Source organism: Alloalcanivorax venustensis (assembly GCF_047495515.1).
Classification (GTDB): Bacteria; Pseudomonadota; Gammaproteobacteria; order Pseudomonadales; family Alcanivoracaceae; genus Alloalcanivorax; species Alloalcanivorax venustensis.
This window is the reverse complement of record NZ_CP179934.1, coordinates 3,232,782-3,256,843: the sequence shown is the minus strand read 5'-3', so window position 1 is coordinate 3,256,843 and position 24,062 is coordinate 3,232,782. Positions and strand designations below refer to the sequence as shown.

The window sequence follows — 24,062 nt, the reverse complement described above, 5'->3', positions numbered from 1 at the left end:
CCACCGCAGACATCTGACGTGCAACAGAAATGAAGAGCGTGGATACGTTCGGGCATGCGGCAAGCTAGAATAAAAAAATATTTTACCACCCAAACCCGTGCTTTATTTAAAGACAATTAATACCGAAAGGCCGTTATGATAACCCAACCTCCCATGAAGCGCTTGGCGCAAAGAGCCAGGATGGCACCGCCGCAAGGCGGTACCTTGTTTGCGCGCAACATCGCGTTACTAGGTGGCTGGTCCCACCGCACTGTGCCTCTGATTCTGATAGTGACTCCGCCCGGCTACGGCAAGACCTCGCTGATGCGCAGCGGCTATCAGTGGCACTGTCGCCGTGGCGATCCGGTGGCTTGGCTAACCCTTACCGCCGCCGACAACCACCCGCCTGCCCTGCTGAAGGCGCTGTGTCAGGCGTTGGGCGTGCCTCCCTGCGATAGCCTTGAAATCCTGTTGACGGAACGCGCCGCCATGATCCCGCGCGTGGTACTTTTCCTCGACAACGTTGAGGAGTTGTGCAGCCGGAACGCCATTGCGTTGTTAGAACAGTTACTGACTCAGCACCCACCGGGTTGGTCTCTTGTGATGGCCGCCCGCTGCGAACCGGCGCTGCCGCTGGCCAGATGGGTGTTCGATGATCAGCTGCAACGGCTCGACAGCTCGCAGCTGCTGCTCGGCGCTGCGGAACTCGACCGACTGTTGCCGTCGTCGCTGGGCGCCGCCGAGCGCAACTTGTGGCAGCAGCTGCGTCAGCAGATGGAGGGCTGGCCGCTGCCGCTGATGTACGGCCTGCGTGCCTTGCGGAGCGACCAATTGAGCGGTGTGGAAGAGCTTCGCGAGCAGCTTGCACCGCTACTGGAGCATTACTTTGAATCCCTGTTGCAGAGCAGCTGCAGCGCCGAGGAGCGCCAGTTGTTGACCCTGGTGGCGTTGTTGGACAGCGTGTCGGCGGCCCAACTGGACGCGCTGCGTGGCCGCCCCCACAGCGGTCCGTTGTTGGAGTCCCTGCGTCGCCGAAACCTGTTCCTGGAGCCCCACGAAGGCCGCGACGGCAACTACCGGCTGCTGGCGCCCTTTCGCACCTTTCTGCACCAACGATTTCTTTGCCGTCACCCGGATCAGGCGGTCATGTGTTATCGCCGCGCCATGCGCCTGTTTCGACGGCAGGGCTGCTTGGAAGAAGTCGTGCGTTACGCCTTGCTGGGACAGGAATACCGCCAAGCGGCAACGTTGATGGCCGAGTACGGCCACGAGCTAGTGCGACGCCGGGGCGATCACCATCGACTGCTGTCTTGGATCGACCGACTACCGACGACGGTGCGCCAGCAGGTACCCCAACTGGGCGCGCTGTTCGCTTGGTCGCTGGCGTTCACTAACCGCGTGAAGGAGTCTGAACAGATCGTGGCAGAAGTGGCGTCCGCCTGCAACCAGCCGGTGCTGCAATCGCAGTTGGAGGCACAACGCTGCGTCAACGCCGCGCTGGCCGACGCATTGACGGAGGCCGGGCGGCTGAGTGAAGCTTGGCTACTGTGTTGGAGCGATGCCGGCGCCATGGAGACCGGCACAGTATTGTGTGTTTCCGCCTTTGCACTGCTGCATCAGGGCCATGCCAGTGTGGCGCTGCGAAGACTTGACCGTGCTCAGCAATGGTTCCGGCAGGAAAGCTCCGCCTACGGCCTTAGCTGGGTGGCGCTGCTTCGCGCTATGGTGCAACTCGCGCAGGACGATTATCTCAACGTACTGTCTGATACCGCTGCTTTGCTGAATAATGAAGGCCCGTTGCCCGCTGATCAGAAAGACACGCTGGAGCAGGTGCTGGTGCTGCGTGCCGCGGCGCAGCTGGCTCAGAGCGACGGCAACGCCGCCCGTGCCACGCTTAGCCGCGTGCGTCCGGGGCTGGAACTGCATGCCACTGTGGACGTGGCGGCGCTGTGGTATGGCGCTCAGGTGGGGCTGGCGATGTGGGATGGCGCCGACCCGCAACCCATTTTTCAGCAGGGCCTGGCGCTAGCGGCTCGGCGCGGGCTGCAGCGGTTGTCTTGGCAACTGCAAGTTGAGCGCGTACTGCGCGGCCTCAGCCAAGACTTCCTGACCTTGCCGAATCGCTGCGAAAGCCGCCTGCTGACTTTGCGCGCCCAGTGCGCGCGGCTACGCCAACCCGACAATGACCAACCGCCATCACTGCCCCGGGGCAGCGAGGTTGGACGGTTGTCAGTATTGTTGGCTGGCGCGCTGGCCGCCCAATGCCGTGGTCAGTCTGCTGTTGCGCTGAGCACCGTGGCGCAGGCGCTGGAGCAGGTGGCCAACCACGGCGGCTTGCAATGCCTACGCGATGAGGCCAGCCTGCAACCGCTGTACCAGCGATTGGCCGATGAGGGAAACGCCTCGCCTCCCGTCACCGCACTATTGGCACAGTTGCTCGACGCACCGCCCCATAGCAGCAGCGGTCTGCTTACGGTACAGGAACAACACATCCTTGAACACTTAGCCAATGGCGAGCGCAACGGCGACATCGCCGGCCGGCTGCATATTTCCGAAGGTACGGTGAAGTGGCACCTACATAACATGTACCGAAAACTCGATGCGGCAACCCGCACCCAGGCAGTGGCGCGGGCAAGGGCGTTGCGGTTGGTGTAAAAATGCTGGTTTGCGGGCCTGTGAACGTGTGTCTCCAGAATGTGGGTTTCAGAGTGGAGGGATCATGCTAACGGTGTCATGGCGTCGAGTTAAAAGAGGAACGTTGGGAAGAAACACAATAAAGCCGCGCCTGACCGGATATCCGTCAGGCGCGGTAACGTCGTTCAATTCCCTAGCGCTAAGGGGACGTAAGCCACGAGCAACAGAGCGATGGCCATCACCGTCACCGGCATGACTAAGCGCTCATGACGCTGCCACCAAGTGTTTCCTGCCTGGCTTTCGGCCTGGGTCTGGTCCATTTCCTCGTCGCCAACGACTTGGCGGGTGAGGATTTGATTGAGGGCAATCGGCGGGGTTAGGTAGCCCAGTTCGAATGCTAACAGAACCACCATCCAGAAGTGCACCGGATCGATGCCGCTCTGGTAGGCGATACTAGCGATAGTGGCGGACACCAGGATAATGGCGCCGTAAGGTTCCATGAACATCCCTATCAGCACCAGCACCGCTACCAAAAAGGTCATCGCTATCCATACCGAGGTGAAGCCGGTGGGAAACAGCTCCATCACGCCGGCGCGTTCCATCACCCCGCCGAGCACCACCGACAGTGCCATTAACATCAGCAGCGCGCCGATGTGGATGCTGGATTCGGCGGTACCGGCAATCATTCGTTGCCAGAAGCCGCCTTGGGTGGGTACCGTGGGAGCTTGATCGCTGGCCGCAGCTTGTTTTTGCGGCTGGCGCTTGCAACTCCAGACGTCGTAGGCCAGCAGGAAGATCAGTGTCACCGGCAGGATAGTGGGTGCCGAGAATTCGTTGAAGCTTTGGTTCAACGCGATGTGGAAGAAAATCAGGCTGACGGTGGCAATGGCCACATAAGGCAGCAGCGGGATCAGTGCCTTCAGCGACGCTGGTAGCGCTTCCCGGGCTGGTGCGCAGCCCAGCGGACTGCGGCGGGTGAGCAGTACCATGGCCGAGAACAGTATTGCGGTCAGTATGAACACGTTGTGGCCGGTATCGAACAGCTGGGTGGTGGTCACCTGTTTGTTAAGTGACGCAATGATTACCACCATCAGACAGGGGTTGAGCACCACGCCCATGCTGCCGGACATGGCAGTGGCAGCAAACGCCAGCGGCCGGCGGGCGCCGCTCATGCGAATCTCGTGGTAGATAAGACCGCCAACGGCGATCAGAAAGATTCCCGACGCGCCGGTGAAAGCGGTGGGCAGCGCCGCCAGGAGCACCACAACAATGGTGATTAGCTCTGGCGCCAGCTTCCAAGGCCGGATAGCGTCGAAGAGCAAATGCGCCAGTCGGGTCTGCTTGAGCAACATACCCACCCATACATACAGCGCCACGTTGATGTAGAGGTCGGCATACTTAACCATTTTGATCAGCTGTACTGCCATGCCGGCTTCATAATGCTCGGCAAGCAGGAAATAGAGGCCGGAAATCAGTGCCATGTAGGTATACACTGGAATTGTCAGCAGGGTCCCCAGCCAGTTGCCGCCAACCGGTAAATAGCGGTCGCGGTGTAGCAGTTGCCATATCGCCGCCAGCGCCAATCCACTGAAGCCAATAATCCAGAACCAGTGTATCCAGGGCGTGGCAGTATCGCTCGAAGTCATCGCCACCGAACGCCAATGCAGGGCGCTGAGCAACAATAACAGGTTGGCGCCCACTTGGAACAGCGCGGACACTTGGGCGTCACGCCGGGTACGGATGGCGCGTAGGGAGATGTGACTGTGCTGCAACGTACCCACAAGAGCACACAACAGGATGATGCCTACCAACAGGTATTTCTGGGCATCGAGACCCATCTCCGCCACGCCGCCCACCGCCGACTCCACCTTGCTGTAGGAGACCAGAAGCAATGACGATTGGCGCAGAGATTGGTTGTGGGAGTAGGTCTGATGCCGCTCGGCGCATTGCAGCCGCTGGGCTTCCAGCGACCGGCGGATGCTGTTTGGGTTGGGTGGACGAGGCGGCAAGATGCTGTTCGTCGTCTGTTCTTCTGCGCGAGCGATCTGGGCAGCTATGCGTCGCTCTACATCGAAATCAACGTCGCAGCTGGGCTCCTGCATGGCGTGTCGCAGCATGCCGTAGTCGTTCCAGATCGACTGGCCTAACGTCAGCAATTGGGAATGCAGGTAAGAGCTGGTGCCGAAAGTGATCGCCAACAATAGAATTAATGAAGTGGGCAATACCGACCACAAGGGGTGTGAACGCGGCGCACTGTAGCCGTTCTTGGGGGTGTAAGTTTGATGGGTGGCTAGCATCGGGAAAATCCTGACAGACGTAGGGGCAGGGCAGAGCCCCGCTGCGTATGCAGTAGGGCCGGGGCTCAGATTGCCGGGCCGCCTTCGGTGTCCTGGGTGCACTCAGCGTTATCCGGTAGTTCGCGGCAGCGGATGGTCTTGAGCATGCGCTGCATGCGCCGTGAGTAGACTCTGTCGGCGTCATATAGTCGCTGGCGCACGTTGGAAAACATCTCGTTGTAGCGTGCTTCTTTGTTGGTGCTCAGGTTTACCCAGTATTTTGTGGGGATGGTAGCTTCCGCCTTTTTCACCAAGCGCATGCCAACATCCCACATGTTTTCGTAAACCCAGGCGCGTGAGTGCTGGGCGAAGCCAGTGGGGAAGCGGTCGTGGTTCAATGTTACCTGGAAAGTAAGGATGCCTAGATTGTAGCGCAGGATGCCGCCGTTCTCGCCGAGGCCCTTGTACATTTCCAGCGCTTGGTAGGCAAAGGCCGGTGCGTAGGAAAGGTCGGCGCTATTACTGTTGAACATGCCGGCGAAGGTGCTAACCGACGCCGGCATCACGGTGCCGCCGATGTACTTGATCATCTCTACTGCCTGCTCATCCTCAGAGATCACCGTGATGCGCTTGCCGGCCAGTTTTTCCCAGTCGTCCAGAATGTTGCGATCATGGGAAAACAGGTATACCTTCCCGCCGGGAATGATGCCGGCGTTCTCGTATCTGCCTTCCTTCATCAGCGGCGCCGCGTTTGGGTCCGATAGAGCCGCGACGGCGGTGCTGAGGCCGTCGTAGCTCGGCAGCGCCGCCATCATGTCCAACGATCCTGGGAATTTCAGAATGCTGCGGGTGGCGAGGCCGAATAGCTCCACCGCGTCACAGTGACCTGCCCTGAAGTCACTCTTTGCCAACGCTTCGTCGGTGTAGGGCTTGAGTTCGAAGTTCACGCCCCATTGCTGGGCAGCCAACACGTACTGTTTCATCATTTGGTATGTGTCGCCGTTGGCACCCACCACATCGAACACGCATAGGGTCCGATCAACCATGGCCGCAGCACTGTTGGAGAGCGCCAGAGCACCGGTGAGCAGGGCGGCGAGGGTCAATTTTTTCAGCATGTCTTTTCTCCTTTTTGTTCTTAAGTGGCAAAAGCCGGGCACAGTTACAGCAAATCCTGAATGTTGGGGGCCGGGCGGCGGCTCTCTCCTGGGAAAGTCCCCAGCGCACCGGCGGGTGTCCGCGCACCTGTCTGTTCGATCCAGATCTGGTCAGACAGGTACAGCAATTGTCCACGGGAAATGAAATCAACCAGCGCGTAAGGTTTCGGCGGCGCCATTTCCGCATCAAGGATGGCAGCGGCCTGGCGCAGCGCCTCGCGCAGTTCATCGTCATGGCCCTGGTTGCCCGCTCCTAGAGCAAACAGCGTCAGAGGCAGTGTGGCACCATTGCGTGCGGCGATGGCGCCGGCCTGACGGTAGGCCTGCCAAACGTCTGCACCGTCCGGCGCGCTGCCCGGCACGAAGGACCACACGGTGGCGCGGATTGCCTGCGGCACACCCCACCATCTTTCGTTGTCCAGGCAAGTGGACGCGCGCATGGCCTGCACTGCCAGATCACGCGGCACGCCTACTTGCCCGCCGGACAACAGATCACTGCGCACTGCTTGCAGCGCCGTGACCAAGCCCACCATGTACGCTAGCTCGTCATTACGGCTGCGCAGGCGTGGGCAGCGGGGCTCATCCAGATCACCGTAACGGCGGGTCAGCGCAGTTACTGAATTCATGCGGCGTTCCGCAGCCAACGCATGCCAGCGCTGGGCCTGCAACAGCTCGTCGCGAGCGATCACGGGTTGGCCCTGCTGGCGTGCACGCCAATATCGCCGATCTGCTTCGTAGGCATGCTCTTCTGCGCACAGACCAGTTAGTAGATGGGTGTAAAACAATACGTAATCTGGGCTCTCCACCACGCGGCTGAAGGAGGCCATCAGCTGCGTCAGGCCATTGCCGGTACCGCATGCCGCCAGATTGGGGTCATCCTCACTGAGGACATAGGGCGTCACCTCGTCTTCGGCATAAGCTCCCAGCGTCCAGCCAAGCGGCGGGTACACGGTGGCACAACCGGACAGGACCAGGGTGGCGGCGAGGGTGATAACACGGGACAGCGACAGGAGTGGGACCTTCATGATGCACGCTCCGGAAATAGGTGTGTTTTTATTGTTGGAGGCGGATATAACCCGCCAGCATGGCAGGCCATGCGAGGACATAGTATAAGAGCGGGTAGGGGACGGGGAGCCTATCAAAAGTTGGGTCTGTGTGGGTGATTTGTAAAGAAGGTGACGGTGATCCTGGTTCGCGGCGTGCAGTGCCACTAAAAGCGCCCGGCCGGTCCGGCCCGGTCTGATCGTCAGTTTGTATTGACATCCGCCGCTCGACTGTTTCGTGAGCAGGGCTATGACCGGACCACGGTGAAGGAAATCGCAAAAGCGTGTAATTTGCTGCCCGGCAGCCTTCATTACCGGTATCAGGCCAAGGAGGATATTCTTGTTGATCTGATGCGCCTTGGTTTGGAGCAAACCTCGACTGCTGTCTCCGAAGCCGTGGCCGGTGCGGCGGAACCCGTGGAGCAGTTGCGTAGAGGCATCAATGCGCACCTTCAGATGCTGGTCAGCGGCTCGGACATGGTCTATGTACTGTTGTTTGAGTGGCGTTCTCTGCGCGGCGAGGCACGTAAGGAGATGATCAAGTTGCGCGACCGTTATGAGTCCCTCTGGGCGACTATGCTCAAGTCACTGGCGGAGAAAGGGGTAATTCGAAAGGAAGTGGATCTTGATTTGCTGCGGCTTATAGGCCTCGGCGCGCTCAACTGGGTAGCCACCTGGTTTAGCGACGATGGTCGCTACACGCTAGAGGAGATAGGTGATTTTGTCTGGCGCATGATCCGGGACGCGGTGCTAAAGGAGCGCCGGCACGATGTGCGGACTGAATACGGTTGATCGGCGCCCCTATGGCTCTAACGTCAGGCCCCGGAGCATCGGCGCCTCGGTGAACCCCGCTCCGGCAAGGCGCGGTCTTTGGATTGATCACGACAGAAAGTTCGCCAGAAGTGGGTCTGGGCAAGAGGCGCCCGGTGGCGGATCATTGGCGGTTTTGAATCGGTTTCTGCTACACTCGCGCATTGGGCCAAGTCCCGCTCTGCTACCCAGCATGAAACGAAGCTCCCGCTAAACGCGGGCTTTTTATTCCGTATCCGTTCGTCGCCAGACGCTGGTCCGCCCGTCGGAGCCCCCATGATTGAAGACGCCAAACCCGCCGGTTTGCTCAAACGCTTTATGGCCCTGGTTTACGACGGCTTCCTGGTGATCGCCCTTTGGTTCGTCAGCGCCGGCCTGTTCGTGCTTCTCTATAACCACACCGGCCTGCCGGTGCAGGACATCAACGGCGTCACCCGCGCCGACCCGATGGTGCTGCGCGGCGTGCTGTTCCCGCTGCTGATCCTGGAAACCTGGGCCTTCTACGCCTGGTTCTGGCTGCACGGCGGCCAGACCCTGGGCATGCGCGCCTGGCGCCTGCAGGTGCGCGACTACCGGGGCGGCCCCATGCGTTTCTGGCAGACGGTGGCCCGTTTCGCCGCCGCCGGGCTGTCCTGGCTGACCCTCGGCGCCGGCTATCTGGTGGTGCTGGTGCACCCGCACCAGACCCTGCATGACCGCCTGTCGCTCACCGCCACCGTGGTGTTGCCCAAGGGCGCCAAGGCGGTCTGACCGGGGTGGAGGAATAACCGCGTGAGAGTCGACGACTTTGATTTTGACCTGCCGGAAGCGCTGATCGCCCGCCATCCCCCGGAGCGGCGCCGCGACGCCCGCCTTCTGGCGCTCACCGTGGACGCCCTGAAACACCAGCGGTTTCCCGATCTGGCCGATCATCTGCGCCCCGGCGACCTGCTGGTGTTCAATGACACCCGGGTGATTCCGGCCCGCCTGTTCGGCCACAAAAGCTCCGGCGGCCGGGTGGAAGTGCTGATCGAGCGGCTGCTGGAGGGCACCCGGGCGCTGGCCCATGTGCGCGCCTCCAAGTCGCCCAAGCCGGATACCGGGCTGGTGTTCGAGCAGGGCATCGGCGCCCGGGTCGAGGGCCGCCGTGGTGAGCTGTTCGAGCTGGATTTCACGGGCTGCGAGACCGCTCTGGAGGCGCTGGAACGCATCGGCCATGTGCCGCTGCCGCCCTACATCGACCGCCCCGACGAGGGCGCGGACCAGGAGCGCTACCAGACCGTGTATGCCCGCGAGCCCGGTGCCGTGGCGGCGCCCACCGCCGGCCTGCACTTCGACCAGCCGATGCTGGAGCATCTGCAGGCAATGGGGGTGGAAACCGGCTTCGTGACCCTGCACGTGGGCGCCGGCACCTTCCAGCCGGTGCGCGTGGAGCGGGTCGAGGACCACCCCATGCACAGCGAACGGTTCCGCGTCGAGCCCACCCTGGTGGAGCAGGTCGCCGCCACCCGCGCCCGCGGCGGCCGGGTGGTGGCGGTGGGCACCACCGCCCTGCGCACCCTGGAGGCGGCCTCGGCCGGCGGCGCGCTGGAGGCCGGTGAATCGGAAACCGACATCTTTATTTATCCGGGCTATCGGTTCCGCCAGGTGGACGCGCTGGTCACCAACTTCCATTTGCCGCGCTCCACCCTGCTGATGCTGGTGAGCGCCTTCGCCGGCCGTGAGCGGGTGCTGGCGGCGTATGAGGAGGCGATCCGTGAACGCTACCGCTTCTTCAGTTACGGCGACGCCATGTTCATTGAAAGAGCGCCCGACGCGCAGCGAGGCTTTTCATGTCCCGAATGACCTTCCAGCATCTGGCCAGTGACGGCGCCGCCCGGCGCGGGCGGCTGACCTTCCCGCGCGGCAGTGTGGAAACCCCGGCGTTCATGCCGGTGGGCACCTACGGCACGGTCAAGGGCATGCTGCCCCGGGACCTGGAGGACATCGGCGCGGAAATCTGCCTCGGCAATACCTTCCATTTGATGCTGCGCCCCGGCACCGAAGTGATCGGCGCCCACGGCGGGCTGCACGGCTTCATGCAGTGGCAGCGGCCGATCCTCACCGATTCCGGCGGCTTCCAGGTGTTCAGCCTGGGCGAGATGCGCAAGATTTCCGAGCAGGGCGTGGTATTCCAGAGCCCGATCAACGGCGACCGCATTGAGCTGAATCCGGAAGTCGCCATGCGCGTGCAGGCGGATCTGGACAGCGACATCTGCATGATTTTCGACGAATGCACGCCGTACCCGGCCACCGAGACCGAGGCCGCCGACTCCATGCGCCTCTCCCTGCGCTGGGCGAAACGCTCCAAGCAGGCCCATTTCGACGATCTGGGGAACGATGCGGCCTGTTTCGGCATCGTACAGGGGGGCATGTACGACGCCCTGCGCCGCGAATCGCTGGACGGGCTGGTGGATATCGGCTTCGACGGCTACGCGGTGGGCGGCCTGAGCGTGGGCGAGCCCCAGGAAGAGATGCTGCGCACCCTGGGCGCGCTGACCCCGCACATGCCCGAGGACCGGCCCCGCTATCTGATGGGGGTAGGGCGGCCCGAGGACATCGTCGAAGCGGTGCGGCGCGGCGTGGATATGTTCGACTGCGTGATGCCCACGCGCAACGCGCGCAACGGCCATATTTTCGTCGGCGAAGGCGTGCTCAAGATCCGCAACGCCCGGCACCGGCACGACCTGGGGCCGCTGGACGAAAACTGTGATTGCTATACCTGCCGGCATTTTTCGCGCAGCTATCTGCACCATCTGGATCGCTGCAACGAGATGCTCGGCGCGCAACTCAATACCATCCACAATCTGCGCCATTACCAGCGGCTGATGGCCGGATTGCGGGGGGCTATCGAAGCGGGTACATTGAGCGCCTTTATTAGCGACTTCTACGCGGCTTTGGGCCGTCCCGTACCCGCGATTTAACGACGATAACGTGGAGTAACGTCATGAACTGGTTGATTTCACCCGCGCACGCTCAAACCGGTGGGGCCGCTCCTGGCGGCGGCGGTATCGAGCTGATCATGCTGGTGGTAATGGTAGCGGTGTTCTACTTCTTCCTGATCCGTCCGCAGCAAAAGCGCGCCAAGGAACACAAGAATCTGGTCCAGAGCCTGAACAAAGGCGACGAAGTGATCACCAGCGGCGGCATTCTCGGCCGGGTGACCAAGGTCACCGACGATTTCGTGGTACTGGAAATCAGCGGCAACCTCGAGATCAAACTGCAGAAACAGAGTGTCCAGGCCACGTTGCCCAAAGGCACCATTAAATCCATATAAGTCCTCGCCGGCCGAACCGGAAGACCATTATGACCCGCTATCCGCGCTGGAAATTTTTCCTGCTCCTGGCCGTGCTATTGGGGTGCGGCCTCTATGCGCTGCCCAATCTTTATCCGGACGTTCCGGCCATTCAGATCAGTGCCAACGACGCCGGCGGCCAGGTGCCGGTGCCGGTTCGTGACCGGGTGCTGGGCGCCCTCGACGACGCCGGCATCGAACACGGCGAAGGCGAAACCATCAACAATTCCTGGATGGTGCGCCTGGAGAGCACGGACGCGCAGCTGCGGGCCCGCGAGCGTATTTCCAGCCTGCTCGGCGAAGAGTACGTGGTGGCGCTTAATCTGGCCCCCACCACGCCGGACTGGCTGCGCGCGGTGGGCGCCTCGCCCATGAACCTGGGCCTGGACCTGCGTGGCGGGGTGCACTTCCTGCTGCAGGTGGACATGGCCACGGTGATCGAGCAGCGCATGGACGCCTGGTCCGGCCAGGCCAAGCTGACGCTGCGCAACGAGGGCATCCGCTACCGCAGCGTGGACATCGAAGGCCAGAAGCTGGTCATCACCCTGGACGACCAGATCGCCGCCGACGCGGCGCGGGCGCCGCTGCGCACCGCGCTGCCGGAGTTCACCCTGGACCAGTCCGAGGAACGGCCCCGGCTGACCCTGACGCTGAACCAGAGCACGCTGGATGAGCTGCAGGATTACGCCGTCGACCAGAACCGCACCGCGCTGAACAACCGGGTCAACGAGCTGGGCGTGGGCAACGCGGTGGTGCAGCGCCAGGGCGCCGACCGCATCGTGGTGCAGCTGCCCGGTGTGCAGGACGCCTCCCAGGCGCGCCGTATTCTCGGCCGCACCGCGACCCTGGAATTCCGTCTGGTCGCCGACCAGTACTCCTCCAGCCGGGCCAGCACCGGCATCGCGCCGCCGGGCACCGAGATTTTCCCGTTCAAATCCCAGAACGACCGGCCGGTGATTCTGGAGAAATCCAAGATCGCCACCGGTGATCAGGTCACCAACGCGCAGATGGGCTTCGACCAGCAAAGCGGCACGCCCCAGGTGAACGTGGAGCTGGACTCCACCGGCGCGCGCAGCATGCAGCGGGTGACCAGCAAGAACGTGGGCAACCCCATGTCGGTGCTGTTCATCGAGACCAAGACGGTGATGAAAACCGTCGAGGACGAGGACGGCGAGCGCCGTCAGGTGCCGGAAAGCACCACCGACCAGTACGTGATCAACGTGGCCACCATCCAGGACACCCTGGGCAGCCGCTTCCGGATCACCGGTCTGGACAGCCCGGCGGAAGCCTCGGAGCTGGCCCTGCTGCTGCGCGCCGGTTCCCTGGCGGCGCCGGTGACCATCGTTGAAGAGCGCACCATCGGCCCCAGCCTGGGCCAGGAAAATATCGAGGCCGGCCTCAAGTCGATGGCGCTGGGCATGGCCCTGGTGCTGCTGTTCATGGTGATCTGGTACAAGGTGTTCGGCCTGTTCGCCAATGTGGCGCTGCTCGGCAACCTGGTGATCATCGTCGGCGTGATGTCGCTGATTCCCGGCGCCACGCTCACCCTGCCGGGTATCGCCGGTATCGTGTTGACCGTGGGCATGGCGGTGGACGCCAACGTGCTGATCTACGAGCGTATCCGCGAGGAGCTGCGTAACGGCCGGCGCCCGCGCGAGGCGATCGAAGAGGGCTACGGCCGCGCCTTCACCACCATTCTGGACGCCAACATCACCACCATGATCGTGGCGGTGATCCTGTTCTCCGCGGGCACCGGCTCCGTGCAGGGCTTCGCGGTGACGCTGTTCATCGGCATTCTGTCCTCCATGTTCACGGCCATCATCGGTACCCGCGCGCTGGTGGAAATGACCTACGGCCGGGGCGCCCGCGCGCCGGCCAAACTGAGTATCTGAGGCGGTTATGAGTAAGGCTCCCGCGAAGCACATCAACTTCATGGCGCCGCGCAAGGTGCTCGGCATACTGTCGATCACCCTGGTGGTGATCTCCATCGCGCTGCTCGCCACCCGCGGTCTGAACCTGGGCCTGGACTTCACCGGCGGCACCTCGGTGGTGGTGAAAAGCGAGCAGGATCTGGACCTCGACCAGGTGCGCGGCGCCGTCGCCGAGCGCGGCTTCAGCGACGCCATAGTTCAGCAGTACGGCTCCGCCCGGGAAGTCAGCATCCGCGTGGCGCCCACCGAAGGCGTGGAAGCCGACCAGGTGGGCGGCATGGTGTTCGAAGCGGTGAACGCCGAGATCGACAACCTTGAACTGCTCAAGGTGGAGTTTGTCGGCCCCCAGGTGGGCGACGAGCTGCGTGACCAGTCCGGCCTCGCCATGCTGATGGCGCTGGGCCTGATGCTGGTCTATGTGTGGTTCCGGTTCACCAACAAGTTCGGGGTCGCCACCGTGGCCGCGCTGCTGCACGACGTGATCATCGTGCTGGGCCTGTTCTCCCTGCTGCAGTGGCACTTCGATCTGACCGTGCTGGCGGCGATCCTGGCCCTGATCGGCTACTCGCTGAACGACTCCATCGTGGTCGCTGACCGGATACGCGAGAACTTCCGCAACACCCGGGAAACCGACCCGGAAAAAATCGTCAACGACGCCATCAACGAAATGCTCAACCGCACCATCAACACCTCCTTGACCACCGCCCTGGTGCTGCTGGCGCTGTTCTTCTTCGGCGGCGAAGTAATGCGCTCGTTCTCGGAAGCGCTGCTGGTGGGCATCGTTGTGGGTACCTACTCGTCCATCTACGTGGTCGCCAACCTGATCTTCACCCTCAACGTCACCAAGGAAGACTTCCTGGTCGTCGAAAAAGAAGAAATCGACGAAATGCCCTAAAAGCAGTTAATAGTTAACAGTGAATAGTTAACAGCTAAAAGACGCGACGAGCGTCGTTACCAACGAAAAGGCCGTGCCCGCGAATGAACGCTGGCACGGCCTTTTTGTTTTCCCCAGGGCCGGCTATGCCGGCCAACTATTAACTGTTCACTGTTCACTGTTCACTGTTCACTGTTCACTGTTAACTATTAACTGCCCTCCTCACCAATCTTGTTTTTCCATCCAGGGGATGATGCGTTCGAAGGCGGCTTCGATCTGGTCCAGGGAGGTGGAGTAGCTGATGCGCAGGGCGTTGCTGCAGCTGTCGCCGAAGGTTTCCCCGGCGACCGTGCAGACGCCGGTTTCGCGCAGCAGTTTGAGCGCCACGTTGCCGCCGTTGACGCCCTCCGGCAGCGACGGGAACAGGTAGAAGGCGCCGTCCGGCCGGTAACCGGTAAGGTGTGGTGTGGCCTTCACCAGGTCCACCAGCCGGTCGCGGCGGCGCTGGTACTCCACCAGCATGTTGTCGATGAAGGTGCGCTCGCCGCGCAGCGCCGCCACCCCGGCCCATTGGCAGGGCGTGTTGGCCACGGTGGTGGTGAACATGTGGTAGCGGCGCAATTTCTTGATCGCGCCCTGGCTGGCCATCAACCAGCCGATGCGCATGCCCGCCATGCTGAAGGTTTTCGAGAAGCTGGAGATCACCATCACATGGTCCAGGTCCGAGCAGCAGGACAGCACGCTCGGGTACTCCTTGCCGTCGTACACCAGGTGGTCGTAGACCTCGTCGCTGATCACGTACACGCCCCGGTACGCCGCTTCCTGCACGATCGCTTCCACGGTGTCGCGGGGATAGATGGTGCCGGTGGGGTTGCTCGGTGAGTTGAGCACGATGGCGTAGGTGTTCGGGCCGATGGCGTCGATCACCTCCTGCGGGTCCAGCTGGTGCTGGTTCTCCGCGTGCGTGGGGATCGATTTTACCACGCCGCCGTTCATGCGGATCAGCGGCGCGTAGAGCATGAACGAGGGCTCCGGGACGATGAATTCCCGCCCCGGCGCCGAGGTGGCGGTGAGCGCCAGGTACAGCGCCTCGGTGGCGCCGGTGGTGATCATGATGTTTTCCGGCACCAGGGTGCGGTTGTAGCGTTCCCCGTAGTATTCCGCCAGTGCTTCCAGCAGCTCGGGCAGGCCGGCGTCCATGGTGTAGCCGGTCTGGCCCGCGTGCAGGGCGTCCACCGCCGCTTCCACCACATGTTCCGGCGGCTTCAGGTCCGGCTGCCCGATGGACAAATGGATCACGTCCTCCATGGTCGACGCCAGGTTCACCATGCGGCGGATGCCCGGCACCGGGATGGTCAGCAGGGCCGGGTTCCAGATCGGGTCTTCGGTTTCGTAGAAGTCCGTGTCCAGGTTGATGCTGCTCATATCACCGCTCCCTTGTTAAAGACGGTTCATGCGGTCGCGCCGGCCAGGGCCAGCGATGGACGGTCGGTGAACGGACGGAGCTGTTCGAACAGATGCCCGGCCTTGAGCACCTGCTCGTCCTCGAAACGGCGGCCGACGATCTGCAGCCCCATGGGCAAGCCGTCGCCGGCCAGCCCCAGCGGCACGGACAGCGCCGGCTGGCCGGTCATGTTGAAAGGGTAGGTGAACGGCGTCCAGGTGGGCCAGCGGGTGTTGGGCCAGTCCGGCGGCACCTCCCGGTTGGTCTCGAAGGCGGTGATCGGCAGGGTCGGGGTGATCAGCAGATCGTACTTCTGGTGGAACACGGCCATCCGCTCCGAGAGCGCCATGCGTTCGTTCACCGCCGCCAGATAGTCGAGCATCGACAGGCGCTCGGCCTTGGCCACCACCTGCATCAGGCCCGGGTCCATCTGCTCGCGCTGGCGCGGCGTCAGGTCGCGGCAGGCGTTGGCGGCGCCGCCGTAGAACAGGTGGCCGAAGGCGGCCAGCGGGTTGCTGAAGCCCGGGTCCACTTCCACCACGGTGGCGCCCAGGTCGCGGAACACCTCCACGGCGGCGGCGCAGGCCCGTTCGATGTCCGGGTCCACGTCCACGTAACCCAGGTTATTGCTGTAGGCGATGCGCAGCCCGGACAGGTCGCCCTCCAGGGCGCCCAGATAATCGGTGCCGCGCCGTGGCGCCGCCTGGGAATCGCGCGGGTCGGTTTCGCTGAGCACCTGCATCATCAGGGCGGCGTCCGCCACCGTGCGGGTCATGGGCCCGGCATGGGCAAGGCTGCCGAACGGGCTGGCCGGCCAGTGCGGCACTTCACCGAAGGTGGGTTTGTGGCCGACGATGCCGCAGAACCCGGCCGGAATACGGATCGAGCCACCGGCGTCGGTGCCCAGGGCCAGGGGCGCCATGCAGGCGGACACCGCCGCGGCGGACCCGCCGCTGGAGCCGCCGGCGGTTTTGGAAGGGTCCCAGGGGTTGTTGGTGGGGCCGCACAACGGGCTGTCGGTGACCCCCTTCCAGCCGAACTCCGGGGTGGTGGTTTTGCCCAGCGGCACATAGCCGTGGCGCTCCAAAGCGGCGGTGGCCGGCGAGCGCTTGTTCAGCGTGCTGGCGCCGTCGATGGTGCGCGAGCCTTTCAGGGTGGGCCACATGGGCGTGAGAAACACATCCTTGACCGCCACCGGGATGCCGTCCAGCAACCCCTGAGCCTCGCCTTTCAGATAGCGTTGCTCGGAGGCCTTGGCGATCTCCAGCGTGGTCTCGCGGTCGATCAGGCACCAGGCGTTCAGGGCATGGTCGTGATGCTGCACATGATCGAGCAGATCCGCCGCCACCTCCACCGGTGACAGCTCCCGGCGTTCGAACGCCTTCTTCAGTTCCAGCGCACTCAGGGTCCGCAGTTCCTCACTCATGGATGTGCCTCCTCTCTCAGCCTCTCAGCGGCGACCGTAGCCGCGTGCCTTATCCACCGGGTTGGCCAGCGGCTGCCCGCGCCGCCAGCGTTGAAAGTTGTCGACGAACTGGTCGCCCAGGGCCCGCCGCCAGCCGACGAAATCGCCGGCCATGTGCGCGGACAGCATCACGTTGGGGTAGCGCCACAGCGGGTGCTCCGGCGGCAGCGGTTCTTCCTCGAACACATCCAGGGCGGCGCCGGCCAGCCGGCCGCTGTCCAGCGCCCCGAGCAGGGCGCCGGTGCGGACCACGGCGCCGCGGCCCACGTTGATGAAGACCGCGCCGGGTTTCATCAAGCGGAAATGGCGGTCGTCGAACAGACCACGGGTGTCGTCGGTGAGCGGCGCCGCCACGATCACGTAATCCGCGTCGCCGAGCAGGGCCGGCAGGTCTTCCTGGCGGTGTACCCGGGCAAAGGCCGAATCCTGGCGGGCCCGGCGCGCGGTGCCGACCACCTCCATGCCCAGGCCGCCCAGCACGGTGGCGATTTCCCGGCCGATCGAACCGGCCCCCACCACCAATGCCCGGGCGCCACGGATCATGGCGGTTTCCCGGTGCTGCCAGCGCCGCTCCCGTTGCAGCGCCAGATTGGTGAGGGTGTCCTTGGCGAACAGCAGCACCGCGCCGAGCACGTATTCGGCGATGCCCCGGTCGAAAATGCCCGAGGCATTGGTGACCGGGAAATCGCCGTTCTTGATCGGTGGAATCATCAGGGCGTCCACGCCCGCGCTGGTGGCGTGCACCCAGCGTATCGGGCAGGGGTCGGGCCAGGCGGCTTCCAGGGCCTCGACGCGGAAATCGGTGACCACCAGGATGTCCGTTTCCGCCAACGCCTCGGCGAGACCGTTGTCGCCCCGCACCTCGCGGAGGGTGATGTCCCCGCGCAGCCGGTCCAGGCCGGGCAGGGCGGGTTCGTCCTCCGCCAACAGGACGGTGACCCGGGGTTCATGCAATGCGCCTGCGCTCATGGCGTCTCCTTCTCAAATCAGCGTGTTTCTTCGAGCGCGTCCTGGAACAGGTTCACCGCTTGATCGATCTCTTGCCGGCTGGCGGTGAGCGGCGGCAGCCAGCGCACCACCTGGCCGTGGATGCCGCAGCGCAGCAGCAGCAGGCCGCTTTGTTCGCAGGCCTTGAGCAGGGCGGCGGCGCGCTCGCCGTCGGGCTGGCCCGGCGCCTTGACGATTTCCATGCCCAGCATCAGGCCCATGCCGCGCACCTCGTCGATGCAATCGTGACTGTCCCGCAGCGTGCGCAGACGTTCGAACAGGTAGGCGCCCTCGGTGGCCGCGTGGCTGACCAGCTCCTCCTGTTCCATCACGTCCAGGGTGGCCAGGGCGGCGGCGCAGGCCACCGCGTTGGCGCCGTAGGTGCCGCCCTGGGAACCCGGCGCGCCGCTGGACATCAGGGCCCGGCTGGCGGCCACGGCGGACAGCGGGTAGCCGCTGGCCAGCCCCTTGGCGGTGATCAGCATGTCCGGCTGAACGTCGAAATGCTCGTGGCTCCAGAACCGCCCGGTGCGCCCGTAGCCGGCCTGGATTTCATCGGCGATCAGCAGGATGCCGTGCTTGTCGCAGCGCTCGCGCAGGCCCTGCATGAAGCGCTTGGTGGCGGGGTAGTAGCCGTATTCCCCCTGCACCGGCTCGATGATCATGGCGGCGGTGTCCGAGGGCGCGGACTGGGTCATCAGCACGTGGTCCAGCTCGCGCAGGCAGAAGTCCACGGTGTCGTCCTCGCTCCAGCCGTAGCGGTAGCTGTGCGGGAAGGGGCTGAAGCTGACGCCGGCCATCAGCGGCTGCCAGCCGGTGCGCACCTTGGTGGTGGAGGTGGTCATCGAGGCCGCCGCCAGGGTGCGGCCGTGAAAGCCGCCGGTGAAGGCGATGATATTGGGCCGGCCGGTCGCCTGGCGGGCCAGACGCAGGGCGGTCTCCACCGCTTCGCTGCCGGAGTTGGAGAATGCCACCGCGTCGAGGTGCCGGGGCAGATGCTCGTAGAGCCGGTCGGTGAGACGCAGCATATTGGGGTGAGTGACGGTGGCGTACTGGGCGTGCACCAGCTTGCCGACCTGATCGCGGGCGGCTTCCACCACCTTGGGGTGGCAGTGGCCGGTGGCGGTAACGCCGATGCCCGATGTGAAATCCAGCCAGCGACGGCCTTCGCCGTCAAACAACCAGCTTCCTTCGCCCCGTTCCGCGCAGATCCCGCTGGACTGCACCAAAAGTGGAGACAGATGATTCATGGCTTGCTCCTCCATACCCGATTCCCGGGGGAGGTACGCGCTGGACCCGCCTTGTGATCAAGACCGGTTCAGCGGCCCCCGCCCAGGGCGCCTTGAATCCGCGCACCGATTTGGTCGGTGCCGCACGCCGGGTGCCCGGCGGCGAGGTCCGACACCAGCGTCTCATGCAAATGCCGGGCCGCGCCATAAAAAATCGGCTCTTTTTCGCCGAGCCAGTCGAGCATCAACGCCAGGCTGAAAAGGGTCGCGCGCGGGTCGGCGATACCCTGGCCGGCGATGTCCGGCGCGGAACCGTGGGTGGGCTCGAACAGGGCCGGCTGGGACGGGTCCGCCGGGTTCAGGTTGGCGGACGGTGCCACCCCGAGCCCGCCGGCCAGTACCGCCGCCAGGTCGGTGAGAATGTCGCCGTGCAGGTTGCTGGCCACCACCACGTCGAAGCGCCACGGCGCCTGCACGAACTTCATCGCCGCCGCGTCCACCAGCTCGTGGTGGGTGGCCACGTCCGGGTAGTCGGCGGCCACTTCCTCGAACACCCGGTCGTAGAGGGTGCCCCAGAACGCCTGGGCGTTGCGTTTGGTGATCAGGCATACCTGCGATTCACGGGGCTCGCCGTCGGCGCCGTCGAAGCGGCGCGGGCTGTTTGAGTCGGCCCGTTCAGCCGCCCGTTGCCGGGCGCGTTCGAAGGCGTGGCGTATCAGCCGCTCGGTGGCGGTGTAGGTGAACACCTCCAGCTGCGTGGCGATTTCCTCACGGGTGTCCGCGCGCAGCCGGCCGCCCTGGCCGACGTACTCGCCTTCGCTGTTTTCGCGGATCACCAGCATGTCCAGATCGCGGGCGCGGTCGTCGGCCAGGTACTGAACGGTGCCGGGGTAGAAGCGGGCGGGCCGTTCGCAGGCCCACAGGTCCAGACCCTTGCGCAGGGTCAGTAGCGGCGCCAGGGAGACGCCGTCGGGGAGACAGTAACGTTGCGGGTCGCTGAGCGGCCCCGGGTCGCCCAGGGCGCCCAGCAGCAGGGCCTGGTACTCACGCAGCCGTGGCAGCGCGTCCTCCGGCATCATGGCGCCGTGGCGCCGGTGCCAGTCGGTGGCCGGCCACGGCAGCACGTCGTACGCCAGGGGCAGGTCGTGGCCGTGGATCAGCGTCTTGAGCACCGCCTCGGCTACGGCCATCACCTCCTGGCCGATGCCGTCGCCAGGAAGCAGCGCTACTCGCAATGTGTTGACCATGCGCCTCTCCCCAAATGGCTGTCCGTTCGTGGTGGGCCAAATGCGATACAGGATTCAGGATGAAGGATACAGGGGACTCCTGTGTATCCTGAATCCTGCAACCTGCATCGTTTTTTCAGCCCATGCAGAGGTACTTCACCTCCATGTACTCTTCCATGCCCTGGTGGGAGCCTTCGCGGCCCAGGCCGGACTCCTTGACGCCGCCGAACGGTGCCGCCGCGTTGGAAATCAGGCCTTCGTTTATGCCCACCATGCCGGCTTCCAGCGCTTCGGCCACGCGCCACACGCGGTGGATGTTCTCGCTGTAGAAATAGGAGGCCAGACCGAACGGCGTGTCGTTGGCGATGCGGATGCCTTCCTGCTCGTCCTGGAAACGGATCACCGCCGCCAGCGGGCCGAAGGTTTCCTCGTGGCAGAATTCCATGTCGGCGGTGGCACCGGTGATCAGTGTGGGCTGAACGAAGTTGCCGCCGCGCTCATGGGCGCCGCCGCCGAGCACCACCTTGGCGCCCTTGGATTTGGCGTCCTCGATATGCTCAAGCACTTTCTTGGCGGCGCCGGCGTTGATCAGCGGCGCCTGGGTGACGCCCTCTTCAAAGCCGTCGCCGACTTTCAGTTTCTCCATCGCCGCCTTGAGTTTTTCCACGAACGCATCGTGCACGCCGTCCTGCACCAGGAAACGGTTCACGCACACGCAGGTCTGGCCGGTGTTGCGGAACTTGCTGGCGATGGCGCCTTCCACGGCCTTGTCCAGATCGGCGTCGTCGAACACCAGGAAGGGCGCGTTGCCGCCCAGTTCCAGGGATACCTTCTGGATGTGCTCGGCGCAGTTGGCCATCAGCTGGCTGCCCACCTCGGTGGAGCCGGTGAAGCTCACCTTGCGCACCACCGGCGAGCTGGTGATGGTGTCGGCGATGGCCGCCGCGGAGCCGGTAATGATGTTGATCACACCGGCGGGGATGCCGGCGCGTTGGGCCAGCTCGGCCAGCGCGAAGGCGGAATAGGGCGTGGCGCTGGCGGGTTTGACCACCATGGTGCAGCCCGCCGCCAGGGCGGCGCCGGCCTTGCGGGTGATCATCGACGCCGGGAAGTTCCACGGCGTGATCGCGGCGGTCACACCGATGGCCTGCTTGATCACGATGATGTGCTGGCCGGGCTTGGCGCCGGGGATGGTGTCGCCGTAGGCGCGGCGGGCTTCCTCGGCGAACCACTTGATGAACGACGCGGCGTAGGCGATCTCGCCCTTGGATTCCGCCAGCGGCTTGCCCTGTTCCAGGGTCATCAGCGCGCCCAGGTCGTCCTGGTGCTCCATCATCAGGTTGTACCAGGCGTACAGCAGGTCGGCCCGCTCGCCGGCGGTCTTGGCGCGCCAGGCCGGCAGCGCGTTGTCGGCGGCGGCGATCGCTTGCAGGGTGTCCGCTTCCTTCATGCGCGGCACGGTGCCGATGATCTCACCGTTGGAGGGATTGTCCACGTCGATGGTGGCGCCGTCCTCGGCGTCGCACCACTGGCCGTTGATAAAGCACTGCTGGCGGAAAAGGGACGGATCCTTGAGGTTGAACTGGGTCATCGGGAGCTCTCCTGAAAGCGTTCTTAGCGCAAAAGAAATCAATGCTTCAACGCTAGCAGAGCTCGGCGCCCAGGCCTATCCCTTATGGATGGGTTTTACGCATCGGGGCGAGAGGAAGAAACAGCTGCAAGCAGGCCGTGCTACGGAGTGGCCTGGTGGGAGCGGGCCTTGCCCGCGAAAGGGTGGCCTTGGCCACCCGGCAGGATACCAGAGGCCTTGTTGGCACCACCGTTAGAGACGCCTCTGGGATCCTGCCGGCCGGCTTTGCCGGCCTTTCGCTTGCAAGCAAGCTCCCACAGCCCGCTCCCACAGGCCCGGCTCAGCCGCGCTTAAGACTGTCGGTCAGGTGGGGTTTGATCTTCTGCAGCAGGCCTTTGAACACTTTCGGGGTGCCGGCCACGATGTTGCCGCGCTGCAGGTGGCTGTGGCCGCCGGCCACGTCGCCCACCAGGCCGCCGGCCTCGGTGATCAGCAGCGTGCCCGCCGCCATGTCCCACTCCTGCAGGCCCAGCTCGAAGAAGCCGTCCAGGCGGCCGGCGGCCACCCAGGCCAGGTCCAGCGCCGCGGCGCCGGGCCGGCGCAGGCCGGCGGTGGATTCCGCCACCGCCCGGAACATGCCCATGTAGGCGTCCATGTAGGCCATCTGGTCGTTGCGGAACGGGAAACCGGTGCCGATCAGGGCGCCATCCAGGCCGGCCCGGTTGGTGACGCGCAGGCGGCGGCCGTTGAGGGCCGCGCCACGGCCCCGGCTGGCGGTGAATTCTTCCTCGCGCAGCGGATCGTAGACCACCGCGTGCTCCACCTTGCCTTTGACTTTCAAGGCGATGGATACCGCGTACTGCGGCAGGCCGTGGATAAAGTTGGTGGTGCCGTCCAGCGGATCGATCACCCACAGGTAATCGGCGCCGGCGCCGGTGCCCGGCTGCTCGCCGCTTTCCTCGGCGAGAATGCCGTGCTCGGGGTAGGCTTTGCGGATGGCGTCGATGATGCGTGCTTCCGCGGCCCGGTCCACCTGGGTGACGAAGTCGTTGGCCGCCTTCCGGTCCACGGACAGGGGGTCGTTGTTCTCCGCCGCGCGGCGGATCAGGTTGCCGGCCTGGCGGGCGGCTCGCAGGGCAATGTTCACTTGCGGCGCGTGCATGCAATCATCCTGTCGGGTTCAAAGAGCGCGATCACCCGCTGCGGCGGGGCCGGCGGGCGTTTCGGGAGGCGGATTGTAACAGAGCCGGAGGGAGGAGGGCAGATCAGAATCTGCTAGACTAACGCGCTCTCCATTCCCGGATTCGGATACCTCATGTTAGAGAACGTGCGCGTGGTGATGGTGGAAACCACGCACCCCGGCAATATCGGCGCCGCCGCCCGAGCCATGAAGACCATGGGGCTGGCGGACCTGCGTCTGGTCAGCCCGGCGGTCTATCCCAGCGCCGAGGCCACCGCCCGCGCCTCCGGCGCCGGCGATGTGCTCAGCGCCGCGCGGGTCTGCGCCGACCTGGACGAAGCCCTCGAAGGCGCCACCCTGGTGATCGGCACCAGCGCGCGCCAGCGGCGCATTCCCTGGCCCTGCCTGACGCCGCGCCAACTGAGCGCCCAGCTGCAGCGCGAGCCGGAAAGCACCCGCATCGCGGTGCTGTTCGGGCGCGAGGACCGCGGCCTGACCAACGACGAACTGCGCCGCTGCAACCTGCACGTGACGGTGCCCGCCAACCCGGACTACGGCGTGCTCAACGTGGCGTCGGCGGTGCAGCTGATCGCCTATGAACTGCGGCTGGCGCTGGTCGGCGAGGACGCCGACCTGCCCGAGGCCCGCGCCCGCCGCGAGGCCATGCCGCTGCCGGAAATGTTCTGGGATGAGCCGCCGGCCAGTAACCAGGCGGTGGCCGGCTTTCTGGATCACCTGGAACAGGTGATGACCGAGAGCGGCTTCCTGAACCCGGAGCAGCCCGGTCAGGTGATGACGCGCATGCGGCGATTGTTCCTGCGCGCTCGTCCGGACAAAATGGAAATCAGCATCCTGCGCGGTACGCTGGTGGCGATACAGAAGCACGCCGCTCGCCAGGCGGCGGACACGCCCCGCGACGACGAGCCGGGGACCAGGCAGAGGTAATT

Annotated in this window: 19 protein-coding genes; 9 read left to right on the top strand and 10 right to left on the bottom strand. The window is 64.4% G+C overall.

Going from position 1 to position 24,062, the window contains the following annotated elements; genetic code table 11:
- Nucleotides 1-180 precede the first annotated feature (180 nt).
- Nucleotides 181-2,634, top strand: coding sequence for a LuxR C-terminal-related transcriptional regulator (locus ACMG4O_RS15260; protein WP_158672522.1), 2,454 nt, complete (start codon nucleotides 181-183; stop codon nucleotides 2,632-2,634).
- 164 nt (nucleotides 2,635-2,798) lie between these two features.
- On the opposite strand, the gene ACMG4O_RS15255 is transcribed toward ACMG4O_RS15260, so the two are convergent.
- The 3 genes from ACMG4O_RS15255 to ACMG4O_RS15245 all read right to left on the bottom strand — a co-directional run bounded on the left by ACMG4O_RS15255 (nucleotide 2,799) and on the right by ACMG4O_RS15245 (nucleotide 7,068).
- The gene (locus tag ACMG4O_RS15255; RefSeq protein ID WP_089033087.1) at nucleotides 2,799-4,910 is read right to left on the bottom strand and encodes a TRAP transporter large permease subunit; all 2,112 of its coding nucleotides are present in this window, start codon (nucleotides 4,908-4,910) and stop codon (nucleotides 2,799-2,801) included.
- 65 nt (nucleotides 4,911-4,975) lie between these two features.
- Entirely contained in the window at nucleotides 4,976-6,004 is a 1,029-nt protein-coding gene (locus ACMG4O_RS15250) for a putative solute-binding protein (RefSeq protein ID WP_067606972.1), read from the bottom strand.
- A 44-nt stretch (nucleotides 6,005-6,048) separates the two neighbouring features.
- A complete protein-coding gene (locus tag ACMG4O_RS15245; RefSeq protein WP_089033086.1) occupies nucleotides 6,049-7,068 on the bottom strand; it encodes a hypothetical protein in 1,020 nt (339 codons plus the stop codon).
- 231 nt (nucleotides 7,069-7,299) lie between these two features.
- On the opposite strand from ACMG4O_RS15245, the gene ACMG4O_RS15240 reads away from it, so the two are divergent.
- From ACMG4O_RS15240 to secF, 7 genes are all read left to right on the top strand, one after another.
- Nucleotides 7,300-7,878 carry a TetR/AcrR family transcriptional regulator gene (locus tag ACMG4O_RS15240; protein ID WP_089033085.1) on the top strand — a complete coding sequence of 193 codons (579 nt, stop codon included), beginning with the start codon at nucleotides 7,300-7,302 and terminating at the stop codon, nucleotides 7,876-7,878.
- A gap of 294 nt (nucleotides 7,879-8,172) precedes the next feature.
- Nucleotides 8,173-8,646: an RDD family protein gene (locus ACMG4O_RS15235; protein ID WP_194855028.1), complete on the top strand. Its 474-nt coding sequence runs from the start codon at nucleotides 8,173-8,175 to the stop codon at nucleotides 8,644-8,646.
- Between the two features lie 21 nt (nucleotides 8,647-8,667).
- Complete coding sequence (gene queA, locus ACMG4O_RS15230) at nucleotides 8,668-9,720, top strand: tRNA preQ1(34) S-adenosylmethionine ribosyltransferase-isomerase QueA (RefSeq protein WP_370201852.1); 1,053 nt, start codon at nucleotides 8,668-8,670, stop codon at nucleotides 9,718-9,720.
- Entirely contained in the window at nucleotides 9,708-10,838 is a 1,131-nt protein-coding gene (gene tgt, locus ACMG4O_RS15225; protein WP_370201853.1) for a tRNA guanosine(34) transglycosylase Tgt, read from the top strand. The genes queA and tgt overlap by 13 nt, the downstream gene beginning before the upstream one ends.
- Nucleotides 10,839-10,861: 23 nt before the next feature.
- On the top strand, nucleotides 10,862-11,191 hold the full coding sequence (gene yajC, locus ACMG4O_RS15220; protein ID WP_142948983.1) for a preprotein translocase subunit YajC: 330 nt from the start codon (nucleotides 10,862-10,864) through the stop codon (nucleotides 11,189-11,191).
- A 29-nt stretch (nucleotides 11,192-11,220) separates the two neighbouring features.
- A complete protein-coding gene (gene secD / locus ACMG4O_RS15215) occupies nucleotides 11,221-13,101 on the top strand; it encodes a protein translocase subunit SecD (protein WP_194855030.1) in 1,881 nt (626 codons plus the stop codon).
- A 7-nt stretch (nucleotides 13,102-13,108) separates the two neighbouring features.
- Nucleotides 13,109-14,035 (top strand): protein translocase subunit SecF, encoded by a 927-nt coding sequence (gene secF / locus ACMG4O_RS15210; protein WP_370201855.1) that lies wholly within the window; start codon nucleotides 13,109-13,111, stop codon nucleotides 14,033-14,035.
- Nucleotides 14,036-14,236: 201 nt separating this feature from the next.
- Here secF and ACMG4O_RS15205 read toward each other — a convergent pair whose 3' ends face one another.
- The 7 genes from ACMG4O_RS15205 to suhB all read right to left on the bottom strand — a co-directional run bounded on the left by ACMG4O_RS15205 (nucleotide 14,237) and on the right by suhB (nucleotide 23,097).
- Nucleotides 14,237-15,439, bottom strand: coding sequence for a pyridoxal phosphate-dependent aminotransferase (locus tag ACMG4O_RS15205; protein ID WP_370185923.1), 1,203 nt, complete (start codon nucleotides 15,437-15,439; stop codon nucleotides 14,237-14,239).
- A 26-nt stretch (nucleotides 15,440-15,465) separates the two neighbouring features.
- Nucleotides 15,466-16,884: an amidase gene (locus ACMG4O_RS15200; protein ID WP_414434101.1), complete on the bottom strand. Its 1,419-nt coding sequence runs from the start codon at nucleotides 16,882-16,884 to the stop codon at nucleotides 15,466-15,468.
- A gap of 24 nt (nucleotides 16,885-16,908) precedes the next feature.
- Nucleotides 16,909-17,892 carry a D-2-hydroxyacid dehydrogenase gene (locus ACMG4O_RS15195; protein ID WP_414434100.1) on the bottom strand — a complete coding sequence of 328 codons (984 nt, stop codon included), beginning with the start codon at nucleotides 17,890-17,892 and terminating at the stop codon, nucleotides 16,909-16,911.
- Between the two features lie 17 nt (nucleotides 17,893-17,909).
- Nucleotides 17,910-19,160: an aspartate aminotransferase family protein gene (locus tag ACMG4O_RS15190; RefSeq protein ID WP_142948976.1), complete on the bottom strand. Its 1,251-nt coding sequence runs from the start codon at nucleotides 19,158-19,160 to the stop codon at nucleotides 17,910-17,912.
- A gap of 68 nt (nucleotides 19,161-19,228) precedes the next feature.
- On the bottom strand, nucleotides 19,229-20,386 hold the full coding sequence (locus ACMG4O_RS15185; protein ID WP_414434099.1) for an isocitrate/isopropylmalate dehydrogenase family protein: 1,158 nt from the start codon (nucleotides 20,384-20,386) through the stop codon (nucleotides 19,229-19,231).
- A 115-nt stretch (nucleotides 20,387-20,501) separates the two neighbouring features.
- Complete coding sequence (locus tag ACMG4O_RS15180) at nucleotides 20,502-21,956, bottom strand: NAD-dependent succinate-semialdehyde dehydrogenase (protein ID WP_370185927.1); 1,455 nt, start codon at nucleotides 21,954-21,956, stop codon at nucleotides 20,502-20,504.
- 319 nt (nucleotides 21,957-22,275) lie between these two features.
- Nucleotides 22,276-23,097: an inositol-1-monophosphatase gene (suhB, locus tag ACMG4O_RS15175; RefSeq protein ID WP_142948971.1), complete on the bottom strand. Its 822-nt coding sequence runs from the start codon at nucleotides 23,095-23,097 to the stop codon at nucleotides 22,276-22,278.
- A gap of 153 nt (nucleotides 23,098-23,250) precedes the next feature.
- On the opposite strand from suhB, the gene ACMG4O_RS15170 reads away from it, so the two are divergent.
- Complete coding sequence (locus tag ACMG4O_RS15170; protein WP_142948970.1) at nucleotides 23,251-24,060, top strand: RNA methyltransferase; 810 nt, start codon at nucleotides 23,251-23,253, stop codon at nucleotides 24,058-24,060.
- The last annotated feature ends 2 nt before the right edge of the window (nucleotides 24,061-24,062 follow it).